General features: G+C 70.6%; 24 protein-coding genes. 13 read left to right on the plus strand and 11 right to left on the minus strand.

The annotated features are described in order from the left end of the window. Positions 1–149: 149 nt before the first annotated feature. Complete coding sequence (locus ABKA17_RS40195) at positions 150–1,052, plus strand: S1 family peptidase (RefSeq protein WP_502994523.1); 903 nt, start codon at positions 150–152, stop codon at positions 1,050–1,052. 29 nt (positions 1,053–1,081) lie between these two features. On the opposite strand, the gene ABKA17_RS40200 is transcribed toward ABKA17_RS40195, so the two are convergent. After that, entirely contained in the window at positions 1,082–1,510 is a 429-nt protein-coding gene (locus ABKA17_RS40200) for a YjbQ family protein (protein WP_353697355.1), read from the minus strand. 122 nt (positions 1,511–1,632) lie between these two features. On the opposite strand from ABKA17_RS40200, the gene ABKA17_RS40205 reads away from it, so the two are divergent. From ABKA17_RS40205 to ABKA17_RS40225, 5 genes are all read left to right on the plus strand, one after another. After that, on the plus strand, positions 1,633–1,716 hold the full coding sequence (locus ABKA17_RS40205) for a putative leader peptide (protein WP_349817350.1): 84 nt from the start codon (positions 1,633–1,635) through the stop codon (positions 1,714–1,716). A 135-nt stretch (positions 1,717–1,851) separates the two neighbouring features. Then, complete coding sequence (locus ABKA17_RS40210) at positions 1,852–2,730, plus strand: ABC transporter permease (protein ID WP_353697356.1); 879 nt, start codon at positions 1,852–1,854, stop codon at positions 2,728–2,730. Then, positions 2,703–3,476 carry an ABC transporter ATP-binding protein gene (locus tag ABKA17_RS40215; RefSeq protein ID WP_353697357.1) on the plus strand — a complete coding sequence of 258 codons (774 nt, stop codon included), beginning with the start codon at positions 2,703–2,705 and terminating at the stop codon, positions 3,474–3,476. The genes ABKA17_RS40210 and ABKA17_RS40215 overlap by 28 nt, the downstream gene beginning before the upstream one ends. A gap of 61 nt (positions 3,477–3,537) precedes the next feature. Next, positions 3,538–4,560, plus strand: coding sequence for an ABC transporter substrate-binding protein (locus ABKA17_RS40220; protein ID WP_353697358.1), 1,023 nt, complete (start codon positions 3,538–3,540; stop codon positions 4,558–4,560). A 46-nt stretch (positions 4,561–4,606) separates the two neighbouring features. Then, a complete protein-coding gene (locus tag ABKA17_RS40225; protein WP_353697359.1) occupies positions 4,607–5,662 on the plus strand; it encodes an NAD(P)-binding domain-containing protein in 1,056 nt (351 codons plus the stop codon). 12 nt (positions 5,663–5,674) lie between these two features. Here ABKA17_RS40225 and mltG read toward each other — a convergent pair whose 3' ends face one another. Beyond that, entirely contained in the window at positions 5,675–6,547 is an 873-nt protein-coding gene (gene mltG / locus ABKA17_RS40230) for an endolytic transglycosylase MltG (protein WP_353697360.1), read from the minus strand. A 43-nt stretch (positions 6,548–6,590) separates the two neighbouring features. Then, complete coding sequence (locus ABKA17_RS40235) at positions 6,591–8,402, minus strand: ABC transporter ATP-binding protein (RefSeq protein ID WP_353697361.1); 1,812 nt, start codon at positions 8,400–8,402, stop codon at positions 6,591–6,593. 94 nt (positions 8,403–8,496) lie between these two features. Between ABKA17_RS40235 and ABKA17_RS40240 the strand changes: the two genes are divergently transcribed. After that, complete coding sequence (locus tag ABKA17_RS40240) at positions 8,497–8,955, plus strand: MarR family winged helix-turn-helix transcriptional regulator (protein WP_353697362.1); 459 nt, start codon at positions 8,497–8,499, stop codon at positions 8,953–8,955. 59 nt (positions 8,956–9,014) lie between these two features. Here ABKA17_RS40240 and ABKA17_RS40245 read toward each other — a convergent pair whose 3' ends face one another. The 3 genes from ABKA17_RS40245 to ABKA17_RS40255 form a co-directional block, all read right to left on the minus strand. After that, on the minus strand, positions 9,015–10,397 hold the full coding sequence (locus ABKA17_RS40245; RefSeq protein ID WP_353697363.1) for a cation:dicarboxylate symporter family transporter: 1,383 nt from the start codon (positions 10,395–10,397) through the stop codon (positions 9,015–9,017). 177 nt (positions 10,398–10,574) lie between these two features. After that, the gene (locus ABKA17_RS40250; RefSeq protein WP_353697364.1) at positions 10,575–12,170 is read right to left on the minus strand and encodes a peptide-N4-asparagine amidase; all 1,596 of its coding nucleotides are present in this window, start codon (positions 12,168–12,170) and stop codon (positions 10,575–10,577) included. Between the two features lie 57 nt (positions 12,171–12,227). Continuing rightward, entirely contained in the window at positions 12,228–12,989 is a 762-nt protein-coding gene (locus ABKA17_RS40255) for a L,D-transpeptidase family protein (protein ID WP_353697365.1), read from the minus strand. Positions 12,990–13,124: 135 nt separating this feature from the next. Between ABKA17_RS40255 and ABKA17_RS40260 the strand changes: the two genes are divergently transcribed. From ABKA17_RS40260 to ABKA17_RS40275, 4 genes are all read left to right on the plus strand, one after another. Further along, positions 13,125–15,056: an ABC transporter ATP-binding protein gene (locus ABKA17_RS40260; RefSeq protein WP_353697366.1), complete on the plus strand. Its 1,932-nt coding sequence runs from the start codon at positions 13,125–13,127 to the stop codon at positions 15,054–15,056. Next, entirely contained in the window at positions 15,053–16,834 is a 1,782-nt protein-coding gene (locus ABKA17_RS40265) for an ABC transporter ATP-binding protein (protein ID WP_353697367.1), read from the plus strand. The genes ABKA17_RS40260 and ABKA17_RS40265 overlap by 4 nt, the downstream gene beginning before the upstream one ends. 553 nt (positions 16,835–17,387) lie before the next feature. Continuing rightward, entirely contained in the window at positions 17,388–17,849 is a 462-nt protein-coding gene (locus ABKA17_RS40270) for a DUF5709 domain-containing protein (protein ID WP_353697368.1), read from the plus strand. Between the two features lie 54 nt (positions 17,850–17,903). Then, positions 17,904–18,170 carry a type B 50S ribosomal protein L31 gene (locus ABKA17_RS40275; RefSeq protein WP_353697369.1) on the plus strand — a complete coding sequence of 89 codons (267 nt, stop codon included), beginning with the start codon at positions 17,904–17,906 and terminating at the stop codon, positions 18,168–18,170. Positions 18,171–18,226: 56 nt separating this feature from the next. Here the strand turns inward: ABKA17_RS40275 and ABKA17_RS40280 are convergent, their stop codons facing one another. Then, entirely contained in the window at positions 18,227–19,021 is a 795-nt protein-coding gene (locus tag ABKA17_RS40280) for a metal-dependent hydrolase (RefSeq protein ID WP_353697370.1), read from the minus strand. A 145-nt stretch (positions 19,022–19,166) separates the two neighbouring features. On the opposite strand from ABKA17_RS40280, the gene ABKA17_RS40285 reads away from it, so the two are divergent. Together ABKA17_RS40285 and ABKA17_RS40290 are read left to right on the plus strand one after the other, a co-directional pair. Continuing rightward, positions 19,167–21,680 (plus strand): DEAD/DEAH box helicase, encoded by a 2,514-nt coding sequence (locus tag ABKA17_RS40285; protein ID WP_353697371.1) that lies wholly within the window; start codon positions 19,167–19,169, stop codon positions 21,678–21,680. 19 nt (positions 21,681–21,699) lie between these two features. Next, positions 21,700–22,566 (plus strand): acyl-CoA thioesterase, encoded by an 867-nt coding sequence (locus ABKA17_RS40290; protein ID WP_353697372.1) that lies wholly within the window; start codon positions 21,700–21,702, stop codon positions 22,564–22,566. 21 nt (positions 22,567–22,587) lie between these two features. Here the strand turns inward: ABKA17_RS40290 and ABKA17_RS40295 are convergent, their stop codons facing one another. From ABKA17_RS40295 to ABKA17_RS40310, 4 genes are all read right to left on the minus strand, one after another. Next, a complete protein-coding gene (locus tag ABKA17_RS40295) occupies positions 22,588–23,475 on the minus strand; it encodes a DUF6397 family protein (RefSeq protein ID WP_353697373.1) in 888 nt (295 codons plus the stop codon). A 156-nt stretch (positions 23,476–23,631) separates the two neighbouring features. Next, on the minus strand, positions 23,632–24,045 hold the full coding sequence (locus ABKA17_RS40300; protein ID WP_353697374.1) for a roadblock/LC7 domain-containing protein: 414 nt from the start codon (positions 24,043–24,045) through the stop codon (positions 23,632–23,634). 133 nt (positions 24,046–24,178) lie between these two features. Then, positions 24,179–24,784, minus strand: a complete 606-nt coding sequence (locus tag ABKA17_RS40305) for a GTP-binding protein (RefSeq protein WP_353697375.1) — start codon at positions 24,782–24,784, stop codon at positions 24,179–24,181. 147 nt (positions 24,785–24,931) lie between these two features. After that, the gene (locus tag ABKA17_RS40310) at positions 24,932–25,345 is read right to left on the minus strand and encodes a DUF742 domain-containing protein (protein ID WP_353697376.1); all 414 of its coding nucleotides are present in this window, start codon (positions 25,343–25,345) and stop codon (positions 24,932–24,934) included. Between the last annotated feature and the right edge of the window lie 6 nt (positions 25,346–25,351).

The following is a 25,351-nucleotide window of genomic DNA, read 5'->3' on the forward strand; positions in this document are numbered from 1 at the left end:
CCGCCTACCCCCACCGGCCGCGGCCAGGCACACTGAGGCGTTCGCAGCACGGCATCACATCACCACGGCACCACGGAACAGACGCACAGCACGCCCGGCGACCACCTGGGCGTGCTCCGGACCCGACCCACCGTCCTCGGGAGCCTTCCGTGATCAGAGCACGCCGTACCGACGTCAGAGCCGGCATCAGACATCCACGGCTGATCGCCACGCTGTTGAGCCTGCTGGTGGTGGGCGCCCTGACGGTGTCCGACGCCGGCGCGACCGCGGCGCCCACCGCACCCTCCACCGCCTCGGTGTCCGCCGCGGCCTCGGCCGTGGAGTCCCTGGCAATCGCCGGGACGAGCTGGGCCGTCGACGAGCGCACCGGGAAGCTCCGAATCCTCGCCGACGCCACGGTCACGGACGCGGACCTGGCCGACCTCCGGCGAGCCACCGAGCGGTTCGGGGGCGCCGCGACCCTCGAACGGCTCGACGGCCGGCTGCGCACCCTCGTGTCCGGCGGCGACGGCATCTACACCGGCGGCTGGCGCTGCTCGGCCGGGGTCAACGTACGCAGCGGCTCCACGTACTACTTCGTCACCGCGGGCCACTGCACCGAGGGCGCGCCCACCTGGTACACCAGCTCCGCCATGACCACGTCGATCGGCCCCACCACCGCCACCAGCTTCCCCGGCGACGACTTCGGCGTCGTCCGGTACGCCAACCCGGCCGTACCGCGTCCCGGCACGATCGGCACCGTCGACGTCACCGGGACGACGACCGCCTACGTCGGCCAGTCCGTGTGCCGCCGGGGCGCCACCACCGGCGTCCGTTGCGGCCGCGTCACCGCACTCAACGTCACCGTCGCCTACGCGAGCGGCACCATCGTCTACGGCCTGATCCAGTCCAACATCTGCGCCGAGCCCGGCGACAGCGGCGGCCCGCTCTACGCCGGCGACAAGGTCGTCGGCATCCTCTCCGGCGGCTCCGGGAACTGCGCCTCGGGCGGGACGACCTTCTACCAGCCGATCCAGGAAGCGCTCAACGCCTTCGGCCTGTCCGTCTACTGACGACAACACACAGGTTCTCGTGCCGGAGATCACTCCCCCGAGAGGAAGGTGAGCCGGACCTTTCGCTGCGGGTTGTCGCGGTTGGTGTCCACCAGACACACCGACTGCCAGGTCCCCAGCTCCAGTCGTCCGCCCAGCACCGGAAGCGTCGCGTGCGGGGGTACGAGCGCGGGGAGGACGTGGTCGCGGCCGTGGCCGGGGCTGCCGTGGCGGTGCTGCCAGCGGTCGTCGGCGGGGAGGAGGGTGTGGAGGGCGGTGAGGAGGTCGTTGTCGCTGCCGGCGCCCGTCTCGATGATGGCGATGCCGGCGGTGGCATGCGGGACGAAGAGGTTGAGGAGGCCGTCGCGGCCGGCGGCCGCGTCGCGCAGGAAGGCCTCGCAGTCGGCGGTGAGGTCGACGACCCGCTCCGCCGAGCCGGAGGTGACGTTCAGAACTCGGGTGGTGAACGCATCTGACATGCGTCCATCCTCGCCCATGCGGACGGCGTCACGGGGGACCGGCCGACCGGCCGTTGATACGGACGGTCCATTCCGCGAGACGCCATTGACCATGGCCACGCCATCTGGCTACTTTCGGCGACATGTTGCGTTCAGCCCTGCTCACCACGCGCGGTCACATCGACCTGCTGCGGGTGGCCTCCGCCGCGTGTCGCCGCGGCTGCTGACGCCTTTCTCCCTCTCGTCTTCCCCCCTCGCTTCATCGGCACCGCTCCACGCTCGTACGCCTACCCGCGCGTCCTGACGTGACGGTGCCGAGGCGCGCCTCCCCCACCGGCCGCTCTCCTCCCCGTGGAGCACTCATGAGCATCAGCCATGCCCCGCCAGGTCCACTCGAATCCGATATTTCGGGTATCGGCCAATCCTCCGAGGCATCACTCGCCCTCGAACCCATCGTCCCCACCTCCTCCCGCCGCACCCGCGTCCCCCGCTGGCTGCGCCGCACCAGTGGACCGCTCCTGCTGCTGGCACTGTGGCAACTCCTCAGCGCCACCGGCGTGTTGACCGCCGACGTACTCGCCTCACCGGGCCGTATCGCGCAGGTCGCCGGCGATCTGCTCTCCGACGGCTCGCTCGGCTCCGCGATGGCCACCTCGCTCCAGCGCGTCGCGGCCGGTCTGCTCCTCGGCACCCTTATCGGCACCGGACTCGCCCTGGTCTCGGGCCTGTTCAGGATCGGTGAGGATCTCGTGGACGCCCCCGTCCAGATGCTGCGGACCGTGCCGTTCGTCGGTCTCATCCCGCTGTTCATCATCTGGTTCGGCATCGGCGAGGCGCCCAAGATCGCCATCATCACGCTCGGTGTGACCTTCCCGCTCTACCTCAACGTCTACGCCGGAATCCGCGGCGTCGACGCCCAGTTGATCGAGGCCGGCGAGTCCCTAGGGCTCTCCCGGTGGGGACTGGTGCGGCACGTCGTACTGCCGGGGGCGCTGCCCGGCGCCCTGACCGGGCTGCGCTACTCACTCGGCATCGCCTGGCTCGCGCTCGTCTTCGCCGAGCAGGTCAACGCGGACGCCGGGATCGGGTTCCTGATGGTGCAGGCACGGGACTTCCTGCGCACCGACGTGATCGTGGTCTGCCTGATCGTCTACGCCTTCCTCGGCCTGCTCGCCGACTTCATCGTCCGCTCCCTCGAAAGGCTGCTGCTGCAATGGCGACCGACGTTCACCGGCCGGTGACCTCCCCGGGGGCGGAGACTTCCGCGGCACCCCGCGTCTCGCACGCGGTGCGCGTGGAGGGCCTGAGCCGCTCCTTCGACGGCCGCGCCGTCATCGACGACCTCCGACTCGACGTCCGGCCCGGGGAGTTCGTGGCCCTCCTCGGCCGCAGCGGCTGCGGCAAGTCCACCCTGCTGCGCATCCTCGCCGGCCTCGACCGGGACATCGAGGGCACCGTCCTGGTACCGCGCCGCAAGGCCGTCGCCTTCCAGGCACCCCGGCTGATGCCGTGGAAGAAGGTGTGGCGCAACGTCCTGCTGGGCCTGCCGGGCAAGCCCGCACGCGGCGTCGCCGACCAGGCCCTGGAGGAGGTCGGGCTGAGCCACCGCTCGGACGCCTGGCCCAAGACGCTCTCCGGCGGCGAGGCCCAACGCGCCTCACTGGCAAGGGCGTTGGTGCGCGAGCCCGATCTCCTGCTGCTCGACGAGCCGTTCGGCGCGCTCGACGCGCTCACCCGGATCAAGGCCCAGCGTCTGGTGGGCGAGCTGTGGCAGCGCCGCGGCTGCGCGGTGCTGCTCGTCACGCACGACGTCGAGGAGGCCGTCCTGCTCGCCGACCGCGTCCTCGTGATGGACGACGGAGTCATCGCCCACGAGCAGCGGATCGACCTCGAACGCCCCCGCGACATCACCGACCCCCGATTCGCGGAGCTGCGCGCCGGACTCCTCGAACGCCTCGGCGTCGACACCGCCGCCGAAGCCGCCTGAACCCCCACAGCACTTGAACCCCCCACAGCAACAGCGACACACAGAACGGAACCGAACCCCCATGCGACGACGCCTCGCCCCCGCCGCACTGCTCCTCCCCCTCGCCCTCCTGCTCACCGCGTGCGGCGGGAACGCGTCCGCCGGCACCGGGGGCGACACCGACGGCCAGGGCTCCCTCACGCTCAACGTCGGTGACCAGAAAGGCGGTTCGGAGGCGATCCTGCGTGCCGCGGGTGAACTCAAGAACCTCGACTACAAGATCAAGTGGTCGACGTTCACGTCCGGTCCGCCGCTGCTGGAAGCCGTCAACGCCAAGGCCGTCGACATCGGCGGCGTCGGCAACACCCCGCCGGTGTTCGCCGCCGGCGCGGGCTCGAAGATCAAGGTCGTGGCCGCCTTCCACGGCACGTCCAAGGGCGACGCCATCCTCGTACCCAATGACTCGAAGCTGACCGCGCCCGAGCAGCTCAAGGGCCGGTCGGTCGCCGTGGCCCAGGGTTCCTCCGCCAACTACCAGCTGGTCGCCTCTCTCAAGGAGGCCGGTCTGAGTCTGAGCGACGTCAAGGTCAAGTACCTCCAGCCGGCCGACGCGCTGGCCGCGTTCACCTCCGGCAAGGTCGACGCCTGGGCGGTCTGGGACCCGTACACCTCGCAGATCCTCCAGGGGAAGCAGGGCCGGGTCCTCACCACGGGTGACGGCATCACCAACGGTCTGACCTTCCAGGTGGCGGCGCCGAGCGCGCTCCAGGACAAGAAGAAGGCCGCCGCGATCAAGGACTACCTGGAGCGGCTGCGCCGGGCCACCGCATGGGTCCACGACCATCAGGAGGAGTGGGCCGAGGTGTGGGCGAAGGAGACCGGTCTGCCGTACGAGGTGGCGCTGGCGTCGGTGCGGCGCACCAACGCCAGCCGGATCTCGGTCGCGGTCGACAAGCCGCTCATCGCGTCCGAGCAGGAGATCGCGGACGCCTTCACCGAGCTGAAGCTCATCCCGAACAAGGTCGATTTCGCGGACTTCGTGGACACACGCTTCAACGCCGGCCTCCCGGCGTCCACGACCCCCGCCCGGGGCGAGAAGTCGTAGCCCCGCCGCCGGGAAGATCTGCGACCCCGGCACAGTTGGTAGAAGCGTGAACAACATCGAGGTCGTCGTCATAGGCGCTGGTCAGGCCGGTCTGTCCAGCGCCTATCACCTGCGCCGGACCGGTTTCGAGCCCGAGCGCGACTTCGTCGTGCTGGACCACTCCCCCGGTCCGGGCGGCGCCTGGCAGTTCCGGTGGCCCTCGCTGACGTACGGCAAGGTGCACGGGATGCACGCGCTGCCGGGCATGGAGCTGACGGACGCCGATCCCGCGCGGCCGTCCTCCGAGGTGATCTCCGAGTACTTCGAGACGTACGAGCGCACCTTCGATCTGCGGGTGCGGCGGCCCGTCGACGTGCACGCGGTACGGGAGGGCGCGGACGGCCGGCTGCTCGTCGAGACCTGGGCGACCCGGGCGCTGATCAACGCCACCGGCACCTGGGACCGGCCGTTCTGGCCGCGCTATCGCGGCCAGGAGACCTTTCGCGGGCGGCAGTTGCACACCGCGCAGTACCCCGGGCCCGAGGAGTTCGCCGGGCAGCGGGTGGTCGTGGTGGGCGGGGGCGCGTCGGGCACCCAGCATCTGCTGGAGATCGCCCCGTACGCGGCCGCCACCACGTGGGTCACACGGCGGCCGCCGGTGTTCCGCGAGGGGCAGTTCACCGAAGAGGTCGGCCGGGCCGCGGTCGCCCTGGTCGAGGAGCGGGTCCGGCAGGGGCTGCCGCCGAAGAGCGTGGTCTCGGTGACCGGACTGCCGCTGAACGACGCGATCCGGCAGGGCCTCGCGGACGGTGTACTCGACCGGCAGCCCATGTTCGACCGGATCACTCCGGACGGCGTGGAGTGGAACGACGGGCGGCGTGTGGCCGCCGACGTCATCCTGTGGGCGACCGGGTTCCGGCCTTCCGTCGACCATCTGGCACCGCTGAAGCTGCGCGAGCCGGGTGGCGGTATCCGCGTCGAGGGGACCCGCGCGGTCGCCGACCCCCGGGTCCATCTCGTCGGCTACGGCCCGTCGGCCAGCACCATCGGCGCCAACCGGGCGGGCCGGGCCGCGGTACGGGACATCAGGCGGCTGCTCGCGGGAGACGCGGTTCCCGCCTGACGTCCCGCCGGGTCACTTGGCCGGCTGCGCGGGCTGTGAGGACTGCGCCGCCGGTGAACTCCCGCCCTTCTGGTGGGAGTTGAACTCGGCCACGTTCCGCAGGTGCTCCTCGTAGTTCGCCGTGAAGCGGGTGTCGCCGGGCTTGACCGTGACGAAGTACAGCCAGTCACCCGGCGTCGGGGTGATCGCCGCGCGCACGGCCTCCTCGCCCGGGCTGTCGATGGGCGTGGGCGGCAGCCCCATGCGCTGGTACGAGTTGTAGGGGCTGTCGATCCGGGTGTCGGCCTCGGTCGTCCGCAGCGTGGAGCGGCCCAGCGCGTAGTTGATGGTGGAGTCCATCTGGAGCGGCATGCCGCGCTCCAGGCGGTTGAAGATGACCCGGGCCACCTTGCCCATGTCGGCCTTCGTGGCGGCCTCGGCCTGGACGATGCTGGCGATGGTGACGGCCTGGTAGACGTTCATCGCGTTGCGCTGGGCGCCGGCGGCGATCGGGGCGCCGTTGAACTTCTGGTTCGCCGTGTCGGCCATGAACGACAGCAGCGACTCCGGGGTGGTCTTCTCGTCCAGCGGATACGTCGCCGGGAAGAGGTAGCCCTCCGGGTTGCCCTCGGCGTCGTTCGGCAGCTTGAGGTTGGCCTTGACGAGAGCCTTCTTGGTGGTACCGGCCGGGCGGGCGAGGACCTTGTCGACGGCGTCGTAGATCTGGCTCGCGCGCCAGCCCTCGGGGATCACCAGCGAGGTGGGCTTGGCGTCCTCGTCGCTCTCCAGGCTCAGCAGCGGCACCGCCACGGCGGTGCCGGCCACGACGGCCCCGGTCGCGATGAGGACGAGACGGCCCCGGCGCGTCAGTCGAGTCGTTCTCCGTGACGGAGTGTTCTGGTACATGCGGGCACGGTAACCCTCATATCATTACAAACCCGGCATATTTTCAGCTTGTCGGTTCCAGTTGAGCATCCCGGCGTACGAGGGCCGCGTACCGTCCGTCCTTCTCCAGCAGCTCCTCGTGCGTACCGCGCTCGGCCACGCTCCCGGAGTCCAGGACCACGATCTGGTCGGCGCCGCGGACGGTGGAGAGACGGTGCGCGATGGTCACCGTGGTGCGGTTCGCGGACAGGGAGTCGATGGCTTCCTGGACGGCCGCCTCGGTACGGGTGTCCAGGGCGCTGGTGGCCTCGTCGAGGATGAGGACCGGCGGGTCACGCAGGATCGTACGGGCGATGGCCAGGCGCTGTTTCTCGCCGCCGGAGAAGCGGTGGCCGCGCTCGCCGACGACCGTGTCGTACCCGTCGGGCAGACCGGCGATGTGCTCGTGGATCTGGGCCGCGCGCGCCGCCGCGTGGAGTTCCTCGTCGGTGGCGTCGGGCTTGGCGAAGCGCAGGTTCTCGGCGACCGAGGCGTGGAAGAGGTACGTCTCCTGGGAGACGACGCCCACCGCGCGGGCGAGCGTGTCGAAGTCCAGGTCGCGCACGTCGACGCCGTCGAGGGTGACGCGGCCGCCGGTCACGTCGTACAGCCGCGGGACCAGGTGGCCGAGCGTCGACTTGCCGGCTCCGGTCGGGCCGACGACCGCGAGGCTGCCGCCCGCGGGGACGGTGAGGTCGATGCCGTCGAGGATGAGGCCGCCCTTGCCGTCGTCGCCGTCGTATCCGAACTCGACGTCCTCGAAGCGGAGTTCACCCTTGATGTGGTCGAGGTGGACCGGGTGCTCGCGCTCGGTGATGTCTATCGGCAGGTCGAGGTACTCGAAGATGCGCTGGAACAGCGCGAGCGAGGCCTGGATCTGGACGCCGGTGCCGAGGAGGCTGACGGCCGGGCGGAACAGGCCCTGCTGGAGCGAGACGAAGGCGACGATCGTGCCGATGGAGACCTCCGGGCCGCCCGTCTGGAGGGCGAGGCCGGCGGTCCAGTAGATGACGGCGGGCATGGCGGCCATGACGATCGTGATCACGGCCATGCGCCAGCGCCCGACCATGTTCGAGCGCACCTCGAGGTCCACCAGACGCTCGGACTCGTCCGAGAAGGACTGGGTGAGGGAGTCGGAGCGGCCCATCGTGCGGCCGAGCAGGATGCCGCTGACCGAGAGCGACTCGGTGACCGTGGCGGCCATCGCGGCCATCTGCTTCTGGCGCTGGGTGGTGATCTTCTTGCGTTCGTTGCCGACGCGGCGGCTGATCCACACGAACACCGGCAGCAGAAGCAGGGAGACGACCGTCAGACGCCAGTCGAGAGCGATCATCGCGACGATCGTGGCGACGACACTGGTGGCGTTGGAGACCAGCGAGGTGGCGGTGGAGGTGACGGTGGCCTGCATGCCGCCGATGTCGTTGGCGATACGGGACTGGACCTCGCCGGTGCGGGTGCGCGTGAAGAACGCGAGCGACATCCGCTGGAGGCGGTCGTAGACGGCGGTGCGCAGATCGTGCATGACGCGCTGGCCGACCGTCGTGGAGATGAGGGTCTGGAGAACGCCGAAGACGCTGGTCAGTACGGCGCTGAGGATCATGCCGAGCGCCAGCAGGCTGAGCAGACCGGTGCGGCCCTCGGGGATCGCGACGTCCAGCGTCTCCTTCAGCAGGAAGGGCGTGGCGACCGAGACCAGCGAGGCGGCGCCGACCAGGAGGCCGACCACGGCGAGCCGGCTGCGGTACGGGCGGAAGAGCTTCAGGATGCGTCGCACCTGCCGCGGCTGCTCCTCGGAGTCGCCGGACGGTGTCCATCTGGTGTCGTTGTCGGGGTGCATGGGCTCCTTCGGGAGGTTCGTCGATGCGGACTCGGGGACCTTAGCTCATTGTTACCTATGCTCACAATGCACATGGTCCTGATATTGTTCCCGCATGACCACCCCCGATCCCGACGGCCCGCTCGCCGAGCAGCTGCTCCGGTTCACGCGGCGTGTGCACCGCATCCAGAAGCGGCACATCGAGCAGAGCGGACTGGGCGTCACTCCGGCCCAGTCCCGGCTGCTGCGCACCCTCGCGCACTACGGCTCGCCGCCGCGCATGGCGGACCTCGCCGAGCGGCTGGAAGTGGTGCCGCGCGCGGTGACCTCGCTCGTCGACGGTCTCGAGGCGAGCGGCAAGGTGCGACGGGTGCCGGATCCGACGAACCGGCGGGTGATCCGGATAGAGCTCACGGACGACGGGCACAAGGCGCTGCGCGAGCTGCGGGGCGCTCGGCGCTCGGCCGCGGCGGAGATCCTGGCGCCGCTGACCGAGGAGCAGCGCGAAGTGCTGGGCGGGTTGCTGGACACGCTGGTGGACGGGGCGGTGCCGGAGCCGGGGAAGCGCTGCTGAGGGCATGAAAGAAGGGCCGCGGCTGGTCGCCGCGGCCCTCTTTTTTGGTGCAGTCGCCGTCAACTGGCTTCGGAAGCCGTCTCCTTGGCCTTCTGGGCCGGTACGGCGCCGATCGGCTCCCCGACCTCTTCCTGCTCGGGCTCGGGGTCGGCCTTCCCCGCGGCCAGCACCCTCTTCGCCTTGTCCAGGTCCAGCGCACCTTCCCAGCGGGACACCGCGAACACGGCGACACAGTTGCCGAGCAGGTTGGTGACCACGCGCATCGAGTCCATGATGCGGTCCACGCCGAGCAGCAGGGCGACGGCGCCGGCGGGGATCGCGCCCAGCGAGGAGGCGGTCGCGGACAGGGCGAGGAACGCCGAGCCGGGGATGCCCGCCATACCCTTGCTGGTCAGCATCAGCACCAGGACGACGGTGATCTGCTGGCCGAGGCTGAGGTCGACGCCCACGGCCTGGGCGATGAACAGCGTGCCGATGGACAGGTAGAGCGAGGCGCCGTCGAGGTTGAAGGAGTACCCGGTCGGCAGCACCAGGCCCACGGCGTCGTCGCGGGCGCCGGCCCTGCGCAGCTTCTGCATGACGCGCGGCATGACGGACTCGGTGGACGCGGTGCCGAGGGCGAGCAGCATCTCCTCGCGGATGTAGCGCAGGAACTTCCAGAGGCTGAGCCCGGTGACCGTCTTCAGGGCGACGGCGAGGAGGCCGATGAAGAGCGCCGCGGCCGCGTAGCACAGGATGATCAGCTTGGCGTAGGTCTCGATGACGCCGAGGCCGTACTGGCCGATCAGGACCGCCATCGCGCCGAACACCGCGAGCGGGGCGAGGCGCATGATGAAGCCGACGACCGCGAAGATGATCTCCTGGGCCTGCTCGATGGCGGGCAGCACCTTCGGCACCTTGGTGTGGCCGAGGTGGAGCAGCGCGGCACCCACCAGACAGGCCAGGATGAGCACCTGGAGGAGCTCGTTCTCGGCGAAGGCGCCGATGAAACTGGTGGGGATCGCGTTGACGATGAACTCGGTCGTCGAGGGCAGCGAGCCGCCGCCGGTCTTCGCGTCGACCGCCGCGCTGTTCAGCGTCGACGGGTCGACGTTCATCCCCGAGCCGGGCTGGACGACGTTGGCGGCGAGGAGGCCGATGATCAGCGCCAGCGTGCTGGCGACCTCGAACCAGATCAGGGCCTTCAGCCCGATCCGCCCGAAGGCCTTGAGGTCACCGGCCTTGGCGATACCGACGACGACCACACAGAACACGAGCGGCGAGATGATCGTCTTGATGAGGCGGGTGAAGCCGTCGCCGAGCGGCTGGAGATCGGAGGCGAAGTCGGGCCAGAGCTTTCCGACCACGATGCCGAGGACCAGCGCTACGGCGACCTGGGCGAAGAGTGAGGTACGCAGTATGCGTGCGACGCGTCGCGGCAGGGACGGGACGGACGGCGGCACGGGCACTCCTTGGGGGGACGTCGGTACACAGAGGCCTCAAGGGGACGTCGGAGACTTCTGCGATACGGAAAGCGGCTTCCGTGGCGATCACTTTGAAGGCGCCGTCGATCTCCCGCAAGACCACTGTGTTTCAGCCGCGTAAATCACTCCCCGAGTGACGCATCGCACACAACTGCTTCAGCAGCCTTCGCGATCCTCCGTCAGCACCCCCTGGACGCTGGTCAGGGTCCGGTCGTGGCAACCGTCCGAGCCGTACAGCCGGTAGCGCTCGCTCGTCGTGCCGACCGCGTGCCGCTGGTCGCGCGGGACGTTCACGGTCCAGGTGGCGTCGCCGGTGTAGGTGTCGTCGAGCCGCGACCACGCGGTCCGGTGTCCGTCGCGGGTGGCGACGACGGCGGCCCGGTCACCGAGGGTCAGCACGGTACGCAGCCGGTCGTCCGCGCCGAGCGTGGTGGTGCCGTCCATCGTGTACGTCCGGTGCGTACGCGTCGTGCGGGCAGGTCCCCGTCCGTCGACGGTGACCGACTCGCCGTCCGTCCAGGTCGCTTCGAGCGCGTCGAAGTTCTCGCCGTCGGTCCAGCGGTGCGTGGAGGTGTTGGTCAGGGACCGCCGGACGGTGGTGGTGACCCGGCCGTGCGAGGTGTCGACGTATCCGGCGACGGTGAGCCGGTGCGCACCCTCCGTGTCCAGACGGTGTTCCGAACCGGGCGTGTACGTCGAGGAGTTGGCGAGGTCCCCGACGGTGTGCGCGGTGAGCTTGCCGGCGACGTGCGCGCGCTGCGCGTCCTGCCAGACGAGGACGTTCACGGGGGCGCTCCAGCCGCTCTGCCCCTCGGGGACGCCGACCACGGAGACTTCGAGCCGGTGCGGGCGACCGTCGTTGAGGAGCCCGGCGAACGGCGTCAGGTCGTATTCGATCGGCTTGACGTCGAAGGCGCGCGGTCCGGGAACGACGTACCAGAGGAAGGGGTTCGACCAGCCGCCGGTCCACACGTGCGGGAACGGCGCGGCGATTCCGGCGAGTTGACCGTCGACCTTGATCTGCACTTCCCGGTAGGGGCCGCCGGCCGCCTTGCAGGAGTACGGCGCCTCGTCGGGGACCGTCAGGTACCAGTACTCCTCGCAGCCGCCGCCCGAGCCGGTGGCGTACACCTCGGCGACGATGCGTTCGCTGTTGCGCGGGGTGGTGAGGGTGCCGTCGGTGGGGGTGAGGACCTGGTCGGGGGTCTTGTGGGCGTCGGGTCGGCCCGCGTAGAACGTCAGCGTGACCTTGACGTCGATGATGCCGGTGTAGGTGTCGTCGACGACATTGCCGATGAGCATCTCGACGTCGTGGCCGTCGCGGAGGGTGTCGCTGTAGCGCGTGACGTCCTTCTCCACCGACCACTCGATCCCGTCGGGCGACGGCTGCGGGGTCGACGTACGGAAGATCTCGACCCCGCCGACGTGCAGATAGCCGAGCCGGTCGTACTGGCGGCCCTTCACTTTCCCGTCCATCCGCAGCACCACCTTGCTCCAGCTGTCGCCACAGCCCTCGGGGGGTGTGTACGTGCCCCGGTACGGCGTGAAGTCACGGAACTTCGCCTCGGCGACGGTGACTTCGCAGGACTTGCCGGACGGTCTGGCGACAGGCGGGGCCGCGGTGACGGGGTCGTGCCAGTCGGAGCCGAACTCGGCGGGCACGTCGGCCGATTGCGCGGGGGTCGCCCCGAGGAGGGTGCTCGCCAAGAGGGTCGCTCCGGCGAGCATGGACATGATGATCCGTCTCTTCATGGCCGGTGTTCTACGGCGAGTTGGGCGCTCTCCGCAATGAGGCCTCCCCCGTGAGTGCTAGCTCGCCAGGTCGGCCCTGTCCCCCATCACCACCACAGGATGGCGGTCCGGGTCGAGCGTGCGCAGCAGGTACTCCATCGCCGTTCTGGACAGACTGACGCAGGCGGACGTACCGCTTCCGTGGTCCATGTGCAGCCAGATGCTCCCGCCCTTGGCCGCGCCCTCGGGACGGGTGGGGTCGTTCGGCGGGGTGCCCTTGACGCGGTTGTAGTCGATGGCGATGACGTGGTCGAAGTCGTGCCAGTGGGACCTGGGCCACCAGCGCGGGGCCGCGAAGGAGGCGGATCGCGTGTAGGGGAGCTCGGCGCCGGGGTCGGCGAGGACCCCGCCCGCGTCGGTGAGCGTGAACACACCGACCGGGCTGCGTTTGTCGCCCTCGTGGTGGTCCGTGGTCCAGCCCCGCTTGCCGTTGTGGGCGGGCCAGGCGCGGACGCGGTTCCAGGTGGAGCCGTACTGGGACCTGGAGTAGAGGACGACCGTGGAGTCGGGCGCGTCCTTGCCGTGGCCGTAGACCGCGACGACCTGGCGGGAGTCGGCGGGGATTCGGCGTTGCAGGCGGTCGCCGACGTCGGGGATCCGGTGCGGCGCGCGGTCGGCGGCGTCCGGGGCGGGGGTTTCCGGGACTGGGGCGGAGGCGCTCGTCGTGGCTCTCGGTGCCCGGCTCACCGGACGGTTCTGGGAGTTCTGGGGGCCTGCGCAGGCGGACAGGACTGCCAGCAGGACTCCGCAGATCACCACACGTCGTACATCTCTCCGCACCTCGCCATGGTCGCATCCGCAGCCCGTAAAACCGTTTGCCTCCGACCACTCAATGACGCGAACCTTTCACGGTTTGCTACCGCCGTCCGCGGTCCCTCCACCCCCCTGACACGAGCCACTGGGACGTCATCCGTCATGCAGATTCAAGACCTTCCCTATCCCGACCCGGGTGTGCCGGACGCGCGCTCGGGTCCCAGATTCCTGTGGTGGCTCTTCCGGAATCAACTGGGCGGACAGCTCAAGTCCCTGTCCTGGGGACTGCTGCACTTCGTCTCCATCTCCGCCCTGCCGTTCTGTGTGGGCCTCGCCGTGCAGGCCGTCGTCGACCGCTCCGGTGCCCGGCTCGCCCAAGCGGGCGGGCTGCTGGCCCTCTGCTGCGCGGGCAGCGCTCTCGGCGACACCTTCCTGCACCGCACCGCCATCACCAACTGGATCACCGCCGCCGCCCGCGTCCAGCAGTTGCTGGCCCGCAAGACGGCCGCGCTGGGCTCGGCGCTGACCCGGCGGGTCTCGGCCGGTGAGGTCGTGGCCGTCTCCACCGGCGACATCGAGAAGATCGGCTGGTTCGTCGAGGCGATCTCCCGGTTCACCGCCGCCGCGCTCACCATCGTGATCGTCGCCGTGGGCCTCCTCGTCTACCAGCCGGCCCTCGGGGTCGTCGTCGCGGTCGGCCTGCCCGTGCTGGCGATCGCCGTGCTGCCGCTGCTGCCCCGCGCCACCCGGCGCGCCGACTTCCAGCGCGAGAAGGCGGGCCGGGCCACCGAGCTGGCCTCGGACACGGTCGCCGGACTGCGCGTGCTGCGCGGCATCGGCGGCGAGGAGCTCTTCCTCGACCGCTACCGCCGCGCCTCGCAGGAGGTACGTCACGCGGCCGTGCGCAGTGCCCGGATGTGGTCCCTGATCTCCGCGATCCAGGTGCTGCTGCCGGGGCTGCTGCTGATCGCGGTCGTGTGGCACGGCGTGAACCTGGCTCGCGAGGGCCGGATCACCGTCGGCGAGCTCGTCGCCACCTACAGCTCGGTCATGATCCTCACCTATCCGCTGCGGCACTTCGAGGAGATCGCCATGGCGTACTCCTTCTCACGGCCGTCGGCCCGCCGGGCGGCGCGGGTGCTGTCTCTGGAGCGCAACGCCGACCCCCAGGGGCCGGCCGGTGACACCAAGGGGTCGGCCACCGATGCCGGGGAACCGGCCGCCACCGGTACCCGGGTGTCGGCGATCGGTGCCGACGGGCCACTGTCGGGTGACCTGACTTCCGGCGACCTACCGTCCGATGGTCTGCCGTCCGGTGACCTGTACGACCCCGCGACCGGGCTGCTCGCCCCCTCCGGCCGGCTCACCGCCGTGGTGTGCGGCGACCCGGACGCGGCGGGGCAGCTGGCCGAGCGGCTGGGCGGCCACCCGGCCGACGAAGGCTCGTCCGTGCTGCTGGGCGGGGTGCGGCTGGACGACCTGCCGCTCTCCGTCGCACGGACCGTCGTCCTCGTCCAGGACAAGGACCCGGTCCTGCTCTCCGGCACGCTGCGCGAACTCCTCGACGTGCCCGCCTCGGGCGAGGTCGACCCGGCGGACGCGCTCGACGCCGCGCAGTGCGCGGACGTCCTGGCCGCGCTCGTGCAGGGCTCGCTCGACGTCGAGGACCCGATGGACGCCCGGATCACCGAACGCGGGCGCTCCCTGTCGGGCGGCCAGCGCCAACGGCTCGCGCTGGCCCGGTCCCTGATCACGGACCCGGAGGTGCTGGTCCTGGACGAGCCGACCTCGGCCGTCGACTCGCACACCGAGGCCCGGATCGCCGAGGGCGTACGGAATCTGCGGTCCGGCCGCACGACCGTGGTCTTCACCTCGTCACCGCTGCTCCTGGACCGCGCGGACCGGGTGCTGCTGGTCCACGAGGACGAGGTCGTGGCGGTCGGCGTGCACCGCGAGCTCGTGCACAAGGAACCCCGGTACCGCGCGGTCGTGACCCGCGAGACCGAGGACGAAGCCGCCCCGAAGGGCGCACCGGGCTCAGTGGACCCACTGGACTCACTCAACGCACTGGAAGAGATCGAGGAGACGGCATGATCGGCGTGGCGCCACCGGCGTACGACCCGGCGGCCCCGACGACGGCGAACACCCTGCCCGTCGGGAGCGCCTCGACCGTACGCACCTATGTGGCGGAGCTGTTCCGTCGGCACCGCCGTGCCTTCCTGCTCCTCGTCGCCGTCAACACGGTCTCCGTGCTGGCGTCGATGGTGGGCCCGTGGCTGCTCGGCGGACTGGTGGAGCGGGTCTCGGAGGAAGCACGCGAGCTTCATCTGGAGCTGACCGCCGGGCTGTTCGTGCTCGCACTCGCCGTACAGGCCGTGTTCGTACGGCAGGTGCGGCTGCGCGGCGCGATGCTCGGCGAGCGGATGCTGGCCGACCTGCGCGAGGACTTCCTCGTGCGGTCGGTCGGTCTGCCGCCGGGCGTCCTGGAGCGGGCCGGCACGGGTGACCTGCTGTCCCGCATCACGACCGACATCGACCGGCTGGCCAACGCGATGCGCGAGGCCGTGCCCCAGCTGTCGATCGGCGTGGTGTGGGTGGTCCTGCTGCTGGGCGGACTCGTCGTCACCGCTCCCCCGCTGGCCGCCGCCGTACTGCTCGCCCTCCCGGTGCTGGTGATCGGGTGCCGCTGGTACTTCAAGCGCGCTCCCTCCGCCTACCGCTCGGAGGCCGCCGGCTACGCGGCCGTCGCCGCCGCGCTCGCCGAGACCGTGGACGCCGGGCGCACCGTCGAGGCCCAGCGCCTCGGCCGGCGCCGGGTCGAGCTGTCGGAACGGCGGATCAAGGAGTGGACCGCCTGGGAGAACTACACGCTCTATCTGCGGTCGGTGCTCTTCCCGTTCATCAACGTCACCCACGTGCTGATCCTCTCCTCGGTGCTGATGGTCGGCGGTGTGTTCGTCCTCCAGGGCTGGATCGACGTCGGTCAGCTGACGACCGGTGCGCTGATCGCGCAGATGCTCGTCGACCCGGTCGGGCTGATCCTGCGCTGGTACGACGAGCTTCAGGTCGCCCAGGTGTCGCTGGCCCGTCTGGTGGGCGTCCGGGACGTCGAACCGGACGCCGGGGACGCCTCGGTCGACCCCGACGGACGCCATGTGCACGCGGACCGGGTGCACTTCGGCTATCTCGAGGGCGTGGACGTACTGCGCAAGGTGTCCCTGGAGGTCGCCCCCGGCACCCGGCTGGCGCTGGTCGGCCCGTCCGGGGCGGGCAAGTCCACCCTGGGCAGGCTGCTCGCCGGGATCTACGCGCCCCGGGACGGCCGGATCACCCTGGGCGGCGCGGAACTGTCCCGGATGCCGGCCGAGCGGGTCCGCTCCCACGTGGCACTGGTGAACCAGGAGCACCACGTCTTCGTGGGTTCGCTCCGCGACAACCTGCTCCTCGCCCGCACCGATGCCGTCGACGCGGAGCTGTGGGCGGCGCTGGGCGCGGTCGACGCGGACGGCTGGGCCCGGGCGCTCGACGAGGGTCTGGAGACGGAGGTCGGCTCGGGCGGGTTCGCGCTCACCCCGGCGCAGGCCCAGCAGATCGCGCTGGCCCGCCTGGTGCTGGCCGACCCGCACACGCTGGTCCTCGACGAGGCGACGTCCCTGCTCGACCCGCGCGCGGCCCGGCACCTGGAGCGGTCCCTGGCCCGCGTCCTCGACGGCCGCACGGTCGTCGCCATCGCCCACCGTCTGCACACCGCCCACGACGCGGACGTCATCGCCGTCGTGGAGAACGGCCGCATCAGCGAGCTGGGCAGCCATGACGAGCTGGTGGCGGCGGACGGGGCGTACGCGGCGCTGTGGAGGTCATGGCACGGGTGACGCCACCCTGTCCGATCGGGAGCCGCACGTGCCTCGGTACGGCGGCTTCCGGTCGTTCGGGATGTGGGCCGTGCGTGGATGTCGCGGTCCGGACCTGATGTCGATGTACGGGCACGGCGGCACCCGTCCGCCCGGTGCGTAGGTATGCCGTAGTCGTCGTCCGCCCGCCCGCCCGACGGGCCGGGGTGGTTCGGGCACCGTGGCTTCCTCGTGGCGCCGGGTCCGGCCGCCGGTGCGGCGAGGCGCGCCCCTCTCCATCCGGGCCGTCCTGGCTGCCCGGCGCCACGATGAGCCCCTCGGTCCCGGTCGGCCCTGCCGTCCTGGCCGCCCGGTGCCGTCCGCCGACCAGGCATGTCGTGCCTCCGGCCCACCACTGTGGGCCCCGTTCCCGCTCCGTGCCGTTGCGCGGTGCCGAAAGGGGGTGGAAGGCTGGAGAACGGCACCGGTTCGGGGAGCGTCCGGAAGCCACGTGCTTCGCGCCGGACGCAGCCTGTGCTCGCACCGCGGGCGGCCGCGGTGGCCACGGGCCCGGCCCCACCACCTGGAGGTATCCGTGAACAGCGCCGACGGATGGGGAGACGACGTCTACCAGCCCGACGGGTCGGAGGTACAGGACGACGCGGGCCTGCTCGACGCGGAGGACACCCTGGACAACGACGGTGTCGGTGACCCCCTCGACCGGGGCTGGTCTCCTCCCGAGCGGCCCTGGGCGGTCGAGCACACCGGTGTGACGGCGACCGACCGCGAGACCCTGGACGAGCGGCTCGCCGAGGAGCTGCCGGACGCCCCCGTACCCGACGGTGACGGCCTCGGCGACTGCGACGGCACCGACGGCGAACTCCTGGACAACGAGGTCGGCGCCGTCCGCTCCGGCCGGCTCGTCGCCCCCGACGAGGGCGCCCACGAGGACGAGGAGAGCGCGCTGATCGCCACGGACGTGGGCATCGACGGTGCGGCGGCGTCGGCCGAGGAGGCCGCGATGCACATCGTCGACGAGGACGCCCTGTCCGGCTGACCCGACCGTCCCGGTGCCGTCGGCCCCGTCGCCGACGCCGTACAAGGAGCACGTATGCAGCAGGACAAGCACCCCGACTACCGCGAGGTCGTCTTCCGGGACCGCGCCGCCGGTTACGCCTTCCTCACCCGGTCCACCGCCACGAGCGACCAGACCATCGAGTGGGACGACGGGGAGACCTACCCCGTCGTGGACGTGGAGATCTCCTCGGAGAGCCACCCCTTCTACACCGGCAAGGCCCGCACGGTGGACGCGGAGGGACGCGTCGCGCAGTTCGAGCGCCGGTACGGAGGCGGCGCGGGGCAGGGCGCCGAGGGGTGAGCGTCGGCTGAGCCGGGCCGGGGTGCCACTCCGGTCACGCTCGCCCGGCCCCGACCTCAGATGAAGTTGAGCGCCGCCGCGCAGCCCACCCCGCCCAGCAGCATGAACGCCGGCATCAGCACCTTGAGCTCGACCCAGCTGCCCGCCCGGAACCGCATGGGCTTGGGCGGCCCGATCGGGTACCAGCGCTTGCGGCCCACCGGGATGGGCCACAGGATCGGGCAGCCGGAGACCGTCAGCGCGTCCCCGATGTCGTGGACCAGCGCGCCCAGCACGATCGGCAGGCCCAGCCACAGGTACTCCTGGCCCGGCGCGGTGAACAGCCAGTCCGAGCCGTTGCCCGGCTTGTCCAGGACCCCGGCGATGATCCACGCGCTGGTCGCGGCCAGCAGCCAGACCAGGACGTCGGCGCTGGAGCCACGGGTGGCCCGCCACAGCAGTCCCTCGATGGCCAGCACCATGTGCACGAAGAGGAGCGCCAGGACCGCCCACCGCCCACCGGTGATCGCCATGACCGAGGCACCGGCGCCGATCATCACCGCCCACAGCCAGGTGTGGGTGAGTGTGCGGTGGCCGCCGGAGCGGCGCGGGTCGCCCTGCTTCTTGGTGGCCTTGTAGACGGCGTACGAGAGCTTGTCGACGATCTCGCACAGGCCCCGTGAGATGGGGCCGAAGGCCCGCGAGATCGTGGCCGCCTTGTGGTCGAGGTCGGGGGCGAGCGCGGCACCGGCGCAGATCAGGGCGCCGGCCAGCAGAACGGGCCAGGGCATGGTGTGCCCGGCGGCGGCCGCCGCCGCTCCGACGCCGAGCCAGGCGGCGGCCCCCGACAGTGAGTGTGCTGGTCCCATCATCGCCGTTGCCCGCCCCATTCCTCGTGTGCCGCTGTCCAGTTGACCGGTCGTGCTGACGCATCGTCGGCGACACAGCGTACTGCTCGTGATCTTCGCTGCCGCATCCGATTCCCCTGTGGGGCCGATGGGCAGGCAAGATGGGGTGGTGACCCTCATCGATCAGCTGCCGCAGACCGCAGACCCCGACGCCCTCTACGAAGCCTTCGAGTCGTGGGCCGGGGAGCGTGGGCTCACGCTCTACCCCCACCAGGAGGAGGCGCTGATCGAGGTGGTCTCCGGCGCGAACGTGATCGTGTCGACGCCCACCGGCTCGGGCAAGAGCATGATCGCGGCGGCCGCGCACTTCGCCGCGCTGGCCCGCGACGAGGTCACCTTCTACACCGCTCCGATCAAGGCCCTGGTCTCGGAGAAGTTCTTCGAGCTGTGCAAGATCTTCGGCACCGAGAACGTCGGCATGCTGACCGGCGACGCCTCCGTCAACTCCGACGCCCCCGTCATCTGCTGCACCGCCGAGGTGCTCGCGTCGATCGCGCTGCGCGACGGCAAACAGGCGGACGTCGGCCAGGTCGTGATGGACGAGTTCCACTTCTACGCGGAGGGCGACCGCGGCTGGGCCTGGCAGATCCCGATCCTGGAGCTGCCGCAGGCGCAGTTCATCCTGATGTCGGCCACGCTGGGCGACGTCTCGATGTTCGAGACCGACCTCACCCGGCGCACCGGCCGCCCGACGGCGGTGGTCCGCTCTGCGACCCGCCCGGTGCCGCTCTCCTACGAGTACAAGTTCACCCCGCTCACCGAGACGCTCACCGAGCTGCTGGACACCCGGCAGGCCCCGGTCTACATCGTGCACTTCACCCAGGCGCAGGCCGTGGAGCGGGCGCAGGCGCTGATGAGCATCAACATGTGCTCGAAGGAGGAGAAGGAGCAGATCGCCGAGCTGATCGGCAACTTCCGCTTCACCACCAAGTTCGGCCGGAACCTGTCCCGTTACGTACGGCACGGCATCGGCGTCCACCACGCCGGCATGCTGCCCAAGTACCGCCGGCTGGTGGAGAAGCTCGCGCAGGCCGGTCTGCTGAAGGTGATCTGCGGCACGGACACGCTCGGTGTGGGTGTCAACGTCCCCATCCGCACAGTGCTGTTCACGGCGCTCACCAAGTACGACGGCAACCGGGTCCGCACGCTGCGCAACCGTGAGTTCCACCAGATCGCCGGTCGCGCCGGGCGGGCCGGCTTCGACACGGCCGGCTTCGTCGTGGCGCAGGCGCCCGAGCATGTGGTCGAGAACGAGAAGGCCCTCGCCAAGGCGGGCGACGACCCGAAGAAGCGCCGCAAGGTGGTCCGCAAGAAGGCTCCGGAGGGCTTCGTCGCCTGGACGGAGAACACCTTCGACAAGCTCATCGCCTCCGACCCCGAGCCGCTGACGTCCCGCTTCCGGGTCACGCACACGATGCTGCTGTCGGTGATCGCCCGTCCCGGCAACGCCTTCGACGCGATGCGGCACCTGCTGGAGGACAACCACGAGCCGCGCAAGCAGCAGCTCAAGCACATTCGACGGGCGATCGCCATCTACCGCTCGCTGCTGGACGGCGGCATCGTCGAGAAGCTCGACGAGCCCGACGCCAGTGGTCGCATCGTCCGCCTCACCGTGGACCTCCAGCAGGACTTCGCGCTCAACCAGCCGCTGTCCACCTTCGCGCTGGCCGCGTTCGAACTCCTCGACCCCGAATCGCCGTCCTACGCCCTGGACATGGTCTCCGTCGTCGAGTCGACGCTGGACGATCCGCGGCAGATCCTCGTCGCCCAGCTGAACAAGGCGAAGGGCGAGGCCGTGGCCGCGATGAAGGCGGACGGCGTCGAGTACGAGGAGCGCATGGAGCGGCTCCAGGACATCAGCTACCCCAAGCCCCTGGAGGAGCTGCTCTTCCACGCGTACAACACGTACCGCAAGAGCCACCCCTGGGTCGGCGACCATCCGCTGTCCCCGAAGTCCGTCATCCGTGACATGTACGAACGGGCGATGTCCTTCACGGAGTTGGTGTCGTTCTACGAGCTCGCCCGCACCGAGGGCATCGTGCTGCGCTACCTCGCCAGCGCCTACAAGACGCTCGACCACAACATCCCGGACGACCTCAAGTCCGAGGACCTCCAGGACCTCATCGAGTGGCTCGGCGAGATGGTGCGCCAGGTCGACTCCAGTCTGCTGGACGAGTGGGAGCAGCTCGCCAACCCGGAGGAGATGACCGCCGAGGAGGCCCAGGAGAAGGCCGACGAGGTCAAGCCGGTCACCACCAACGCGCGCGCCTTCCGGGTCCTCGTCCGCAACGCCATGTTCCGCCGGGTCGAGCTCGCCGCGCTGGACCAGGTCGAGGAGCTCGGCGAGATGGACGCCGAGTCCGGCTGGGACGCGGACGCCTGGGGCGAGGCGATGGACAAGTACTGGGACGAGTACGAGGACCTCGGCACCGGTCCCGACGCCCGCGGCCCCAAGCTGCTCCTGATCGAGGAGGAGCCGGAGAACCGCCTGTGGCGCGTCCGCCAGATCTTCGACGACCCGAACGACGACCACGACTGGGGCATCAGCGCGGAGGTCGACCTGACGGCCTCCGACGCGGAAGGGCGCGCGATCGTCCGTGTCACCGACGTCGGCCAGCTGTGAGCACAGGAGAGACCCACCCATGACGAACCCGGCCGAGAGACTGGTCGACCTGCTCGACCTGGAGCAGATCGAGGTCAACATCTTCCGCGGCCGCAGCCCGCACGAGTCCCTCCAGCGGGTCTTCGGCGGCCAGGTGGCGGGACAGGCGCTGGTCGCCGCCAACCGCACCACCGAGGGCGACCGCCCGGTGCACTCGCTGCACGCGTACTTCCTGCGCCCGGGGCGGCCGGGCGTGCCGATCGTGTACCAGGTCGAGCGGGTACGGGACGGCAGGTCCTTCACGACCCGCCGGGTCACCGCCGTGCAGCAGGGCCGCACGATCTTCAATCTCACCGCCTCCTTTCACAAGCCTGAGGAAGGTTCCTTCGAGCATCAGCTGCCGCCGGCCCGCGAGGTCCCGGACCCGGAGTCGCTGCCGTCGGTGACGGACGAGATCCGGGAGCATCTGGGCGCGCTGCCCGAGCAGTTGGAGCGGATGGCGCGCCGCCAGCCCTTCGACATCCGTTACGTGGACCGGTTGCGCTGGACGCCCGAGGAGGTCAAGGGCGCCGAGCCGCGCAGCGCGGTGTGGATGCGCGCGGTCGGGCCGCTCGGTGACGACCCGGTCGTGCACACCTGCGCGCTGACGTACGCCAGCGACATGACCCTCCTGGACGCCGTACGCATCCCGGTCGAGCCCCTGTGGGGGCCACGGAGCTTCGACATCGCTTCGCTGGACCACGCCATGTGGTTCCACCGGCCGTTCCGCGCGGACGAGTGGTTCCTGTACGACCAGGAGTCGCCGATCGCGACGGGTGGGCGGGGGCTGGCCCGGGGACGGATCTACGACGTGGAGGGACGCCTGTTGGTGTCCGTCGTCCAGGAAGGGCTGTTCCGGGCGCTCTGAGTCACGTGCGGCCTCGGCCGGTCAGGCGCTTTTGCGGCGCAGCCAGCCGAGCAGCCCGCGGGACGGTGCCTCCGGCGCGGTCGGGCGTGGCTCCGGCGCGGGCGCGGGAGGCGTCCGCTCCGCCGTGGGTCGCGGTGCCGGCCGTAGCCTGCGGGCGTCCGCCAGGACCCGGGTCAGGTCGGCCCGCAGCCGGTCGATCTCGTCCGGGTCGTCCGCAGTCATGATGCGCTCGGCGAGGTAGGCGGCCGGCGAACCCTGGGCGCCCTGCGACGGCGGTCCCGGCCGGAAGCGCATCACATGTGAGCGCTCATAGGGGTCGGGGACGACCTCGGAGATCTGCATGGGATCGAGGAAGGCCGCCAGGGCCCCGGCGCTCTCCCACGGTCCGTCGGCGGTTCGCAGCAGGAACTCCCGGTGCCGGGCGCGCCAGTTGCGGGCCCGCAGGTCCACCCCCGCGTCCAGCAGGCCACGCATCCCCTCCGGTGTACGACGGGCATTCAAGAGGGCGGCGTTCGCCTCGTCGGCCGCGAACCGCTCCAGTTCCTCGGCCAGATACAGCCAGACCACGGCCCGGTAGCGGTTCAGGTAAAAGCGGGCCGGCGCCACCACGCCCAGTCGTGCCAGGCGGGTGAACCTGCTGACCGGCACGTCCATGACGGCCGCGCCCTCGGCGGTCCCCACGACCCGTACGCGCCGTTGGAGGGAGTCGGGGAAGCCGTCCTCCGCGTGCAGCCGGTCGAGCTCGCTGCGGGTGACCCGACGGCCCCCGCCTCCTTCGTCGGGGACGGTCCGGATCAGGCCGAGATGAACGGCCAGGTCGAACTCGCTTCGCTTGAGCCCCAGTTCCCGGGTGGCGCGGCTCGGCGCGTAGGCGAGGGGTCGGGGCTTGGTGATGGTGCTGCCTGACATGGGTGTACTCCCCCGTGGAGTCGGTCGCTCACGCTGTGTGCGTTCGCCGTGAAAAAACCGTAGCCGGTCCGGCGGATCTCGCGATGAGCCTGTGGATAACTCCGCGGGGGGATGGGAATCGGCAGGTCAGGGGCGGTTGCGGTCAACAGGCAGAGGTCAGAGGTCCCGGGACGAACTGCGCTCGGGCTGCCGGGCGTCCACGGTGAGGTGCTCGCCCACACGATTGACGAGGAGCGTCATCTCGTAGGCGATCTGCCCGATGTCGGCCTCCGCGCCGCTGAGCACGCACAGACAGCTGCCGGTGCCGGCCGCAGTGACGAACAGCACCGCGTCGTCGAACTCGACCATCGTCTGGCGCACTTGGCCGGCTCCGAAGTGGCGTCCGGATCCCTTGGCCAGGCTGTGCAGTCCGGACGAGACGGCGGCGAGGTGCTCCGCGTCCTCGCGGCGCAGTCCCGTGCTCGCGCCCGCCACCAGCCCGTCGTTGGACAGGACCAGCGCGTGTCGCACATGGTCGACACGCTCTGTCAGATCGTCCAGCAGCCAGCCAAGTCCCTGGTTCTGCGCCATGTTTCCGTCTCCCCGTGTGACGTCTCCCCCTGGCCGGAGGATCTCCCGGCCACCCTTCCCGACGGCCGGGGCCCGGGCAAGGAGGACGGGCCATGCCGTGGAAGATGGCCGAACCTTTGCTCGAGAGGCCCGGTCAGCCCACCGAGTCCAGCAGCCGGGCGGTGTGCATCCGCCCCGCGTACTCCACGAGCCGGATCAGCACCTCCTTGCCCGAGTCGCGGTCGCGGGCGTCGCAGAGCACCACCGGGGTGCCGCGGTCGAGGTCGAGGGCGCGGGAGACATCGGCGGAGCCGTAGGTGCGGGCGCCGGTGAAGCAGTTGACGGCCACGACGAACGGGATGTGCCGGTGCTCGAAGTAGTCGACCGCGGGGAAGCAGTCCTCCAGCCGCCGGGTGTCCGCCAGGACCACGGCCCCGAGGGCACCCTGGGACAGCTCGTCCCACAGGAACCAGAAGCGGTCCTGGCCGGGGGTACCGAAGAGGTAGAGGGAGAGGCCGGAACGGATGGTGATGCGGCCGAAGTCCATGGCGACCGTGGTCGTGACCTTCTGGTCCACGCCGTCGGTGTCGTCCACCAACTGACCTGCCTCGCTGAGGAGTTCCTCGGTGCGCAGCGGCCTGATCTCACTGACCGCGCCCACCAGGGTGGTCTTGCCCACGCCGAACCCGCCGGCGACCAGGATCTTCAACGCCAGCGCGGCCTGCTCGCCGCCTTCGGCATCGGAGTGCTCGGAGACCATCGATCACTTCTCTCGGGAGTACCGACCACGGTCGGCGACGCAAGTGTGCGAAGTCAGCATGATGACAACTGCGGCACCCCTTCGAGGGGTTGGACCACTATCTGCCCAATGTGACCGATTCGCGTGCGTTCGATTACGAAGTTTCATCTACAGCGCTCGCAGTCCTTCGATCACCTCACGCAGAATCCGTTCATCAGGAAGCTGCGCGGGTGGTACCGGGCGGCTGACGGTGACGCAGCCGAGTTCCAGGAGGTCGCCGAGGAGCACCCTGACGACGCCGACCGGGAGATCGGCGTCCGCGGCGAGTTCGGCCACCGACTGTGTCTCGATGCGGCACAGTTCGATCAGGGTCCGGTGTTCCGGACCGAGCGCGGTGTCGTCGTCGACGCCGGGCGCGGCCGCGGCCAGGGTGACGAGGGCGATGAGGTCGAACCGCACCCCGGTGGGCCCGGGTTTGGTGCGTCCGCCCGTCATGGCGTACGGGCGGACGAGGGGCCCGGCCTCACCGTCGTACCACTGGCTGCCCGGCTCTCGCGGGGCGCCCGTCATGTCCTCCGTCATGAGCGT

The organism is Streptomyces sp. RG80 (assembly GCF_040446465.1).
Taxonomy (GTDB): domain Bacteria; phylum Actinomycetota; class Actinomycetes; order Streptomycetales; family Streptomycetaceae; genus Streptomyces.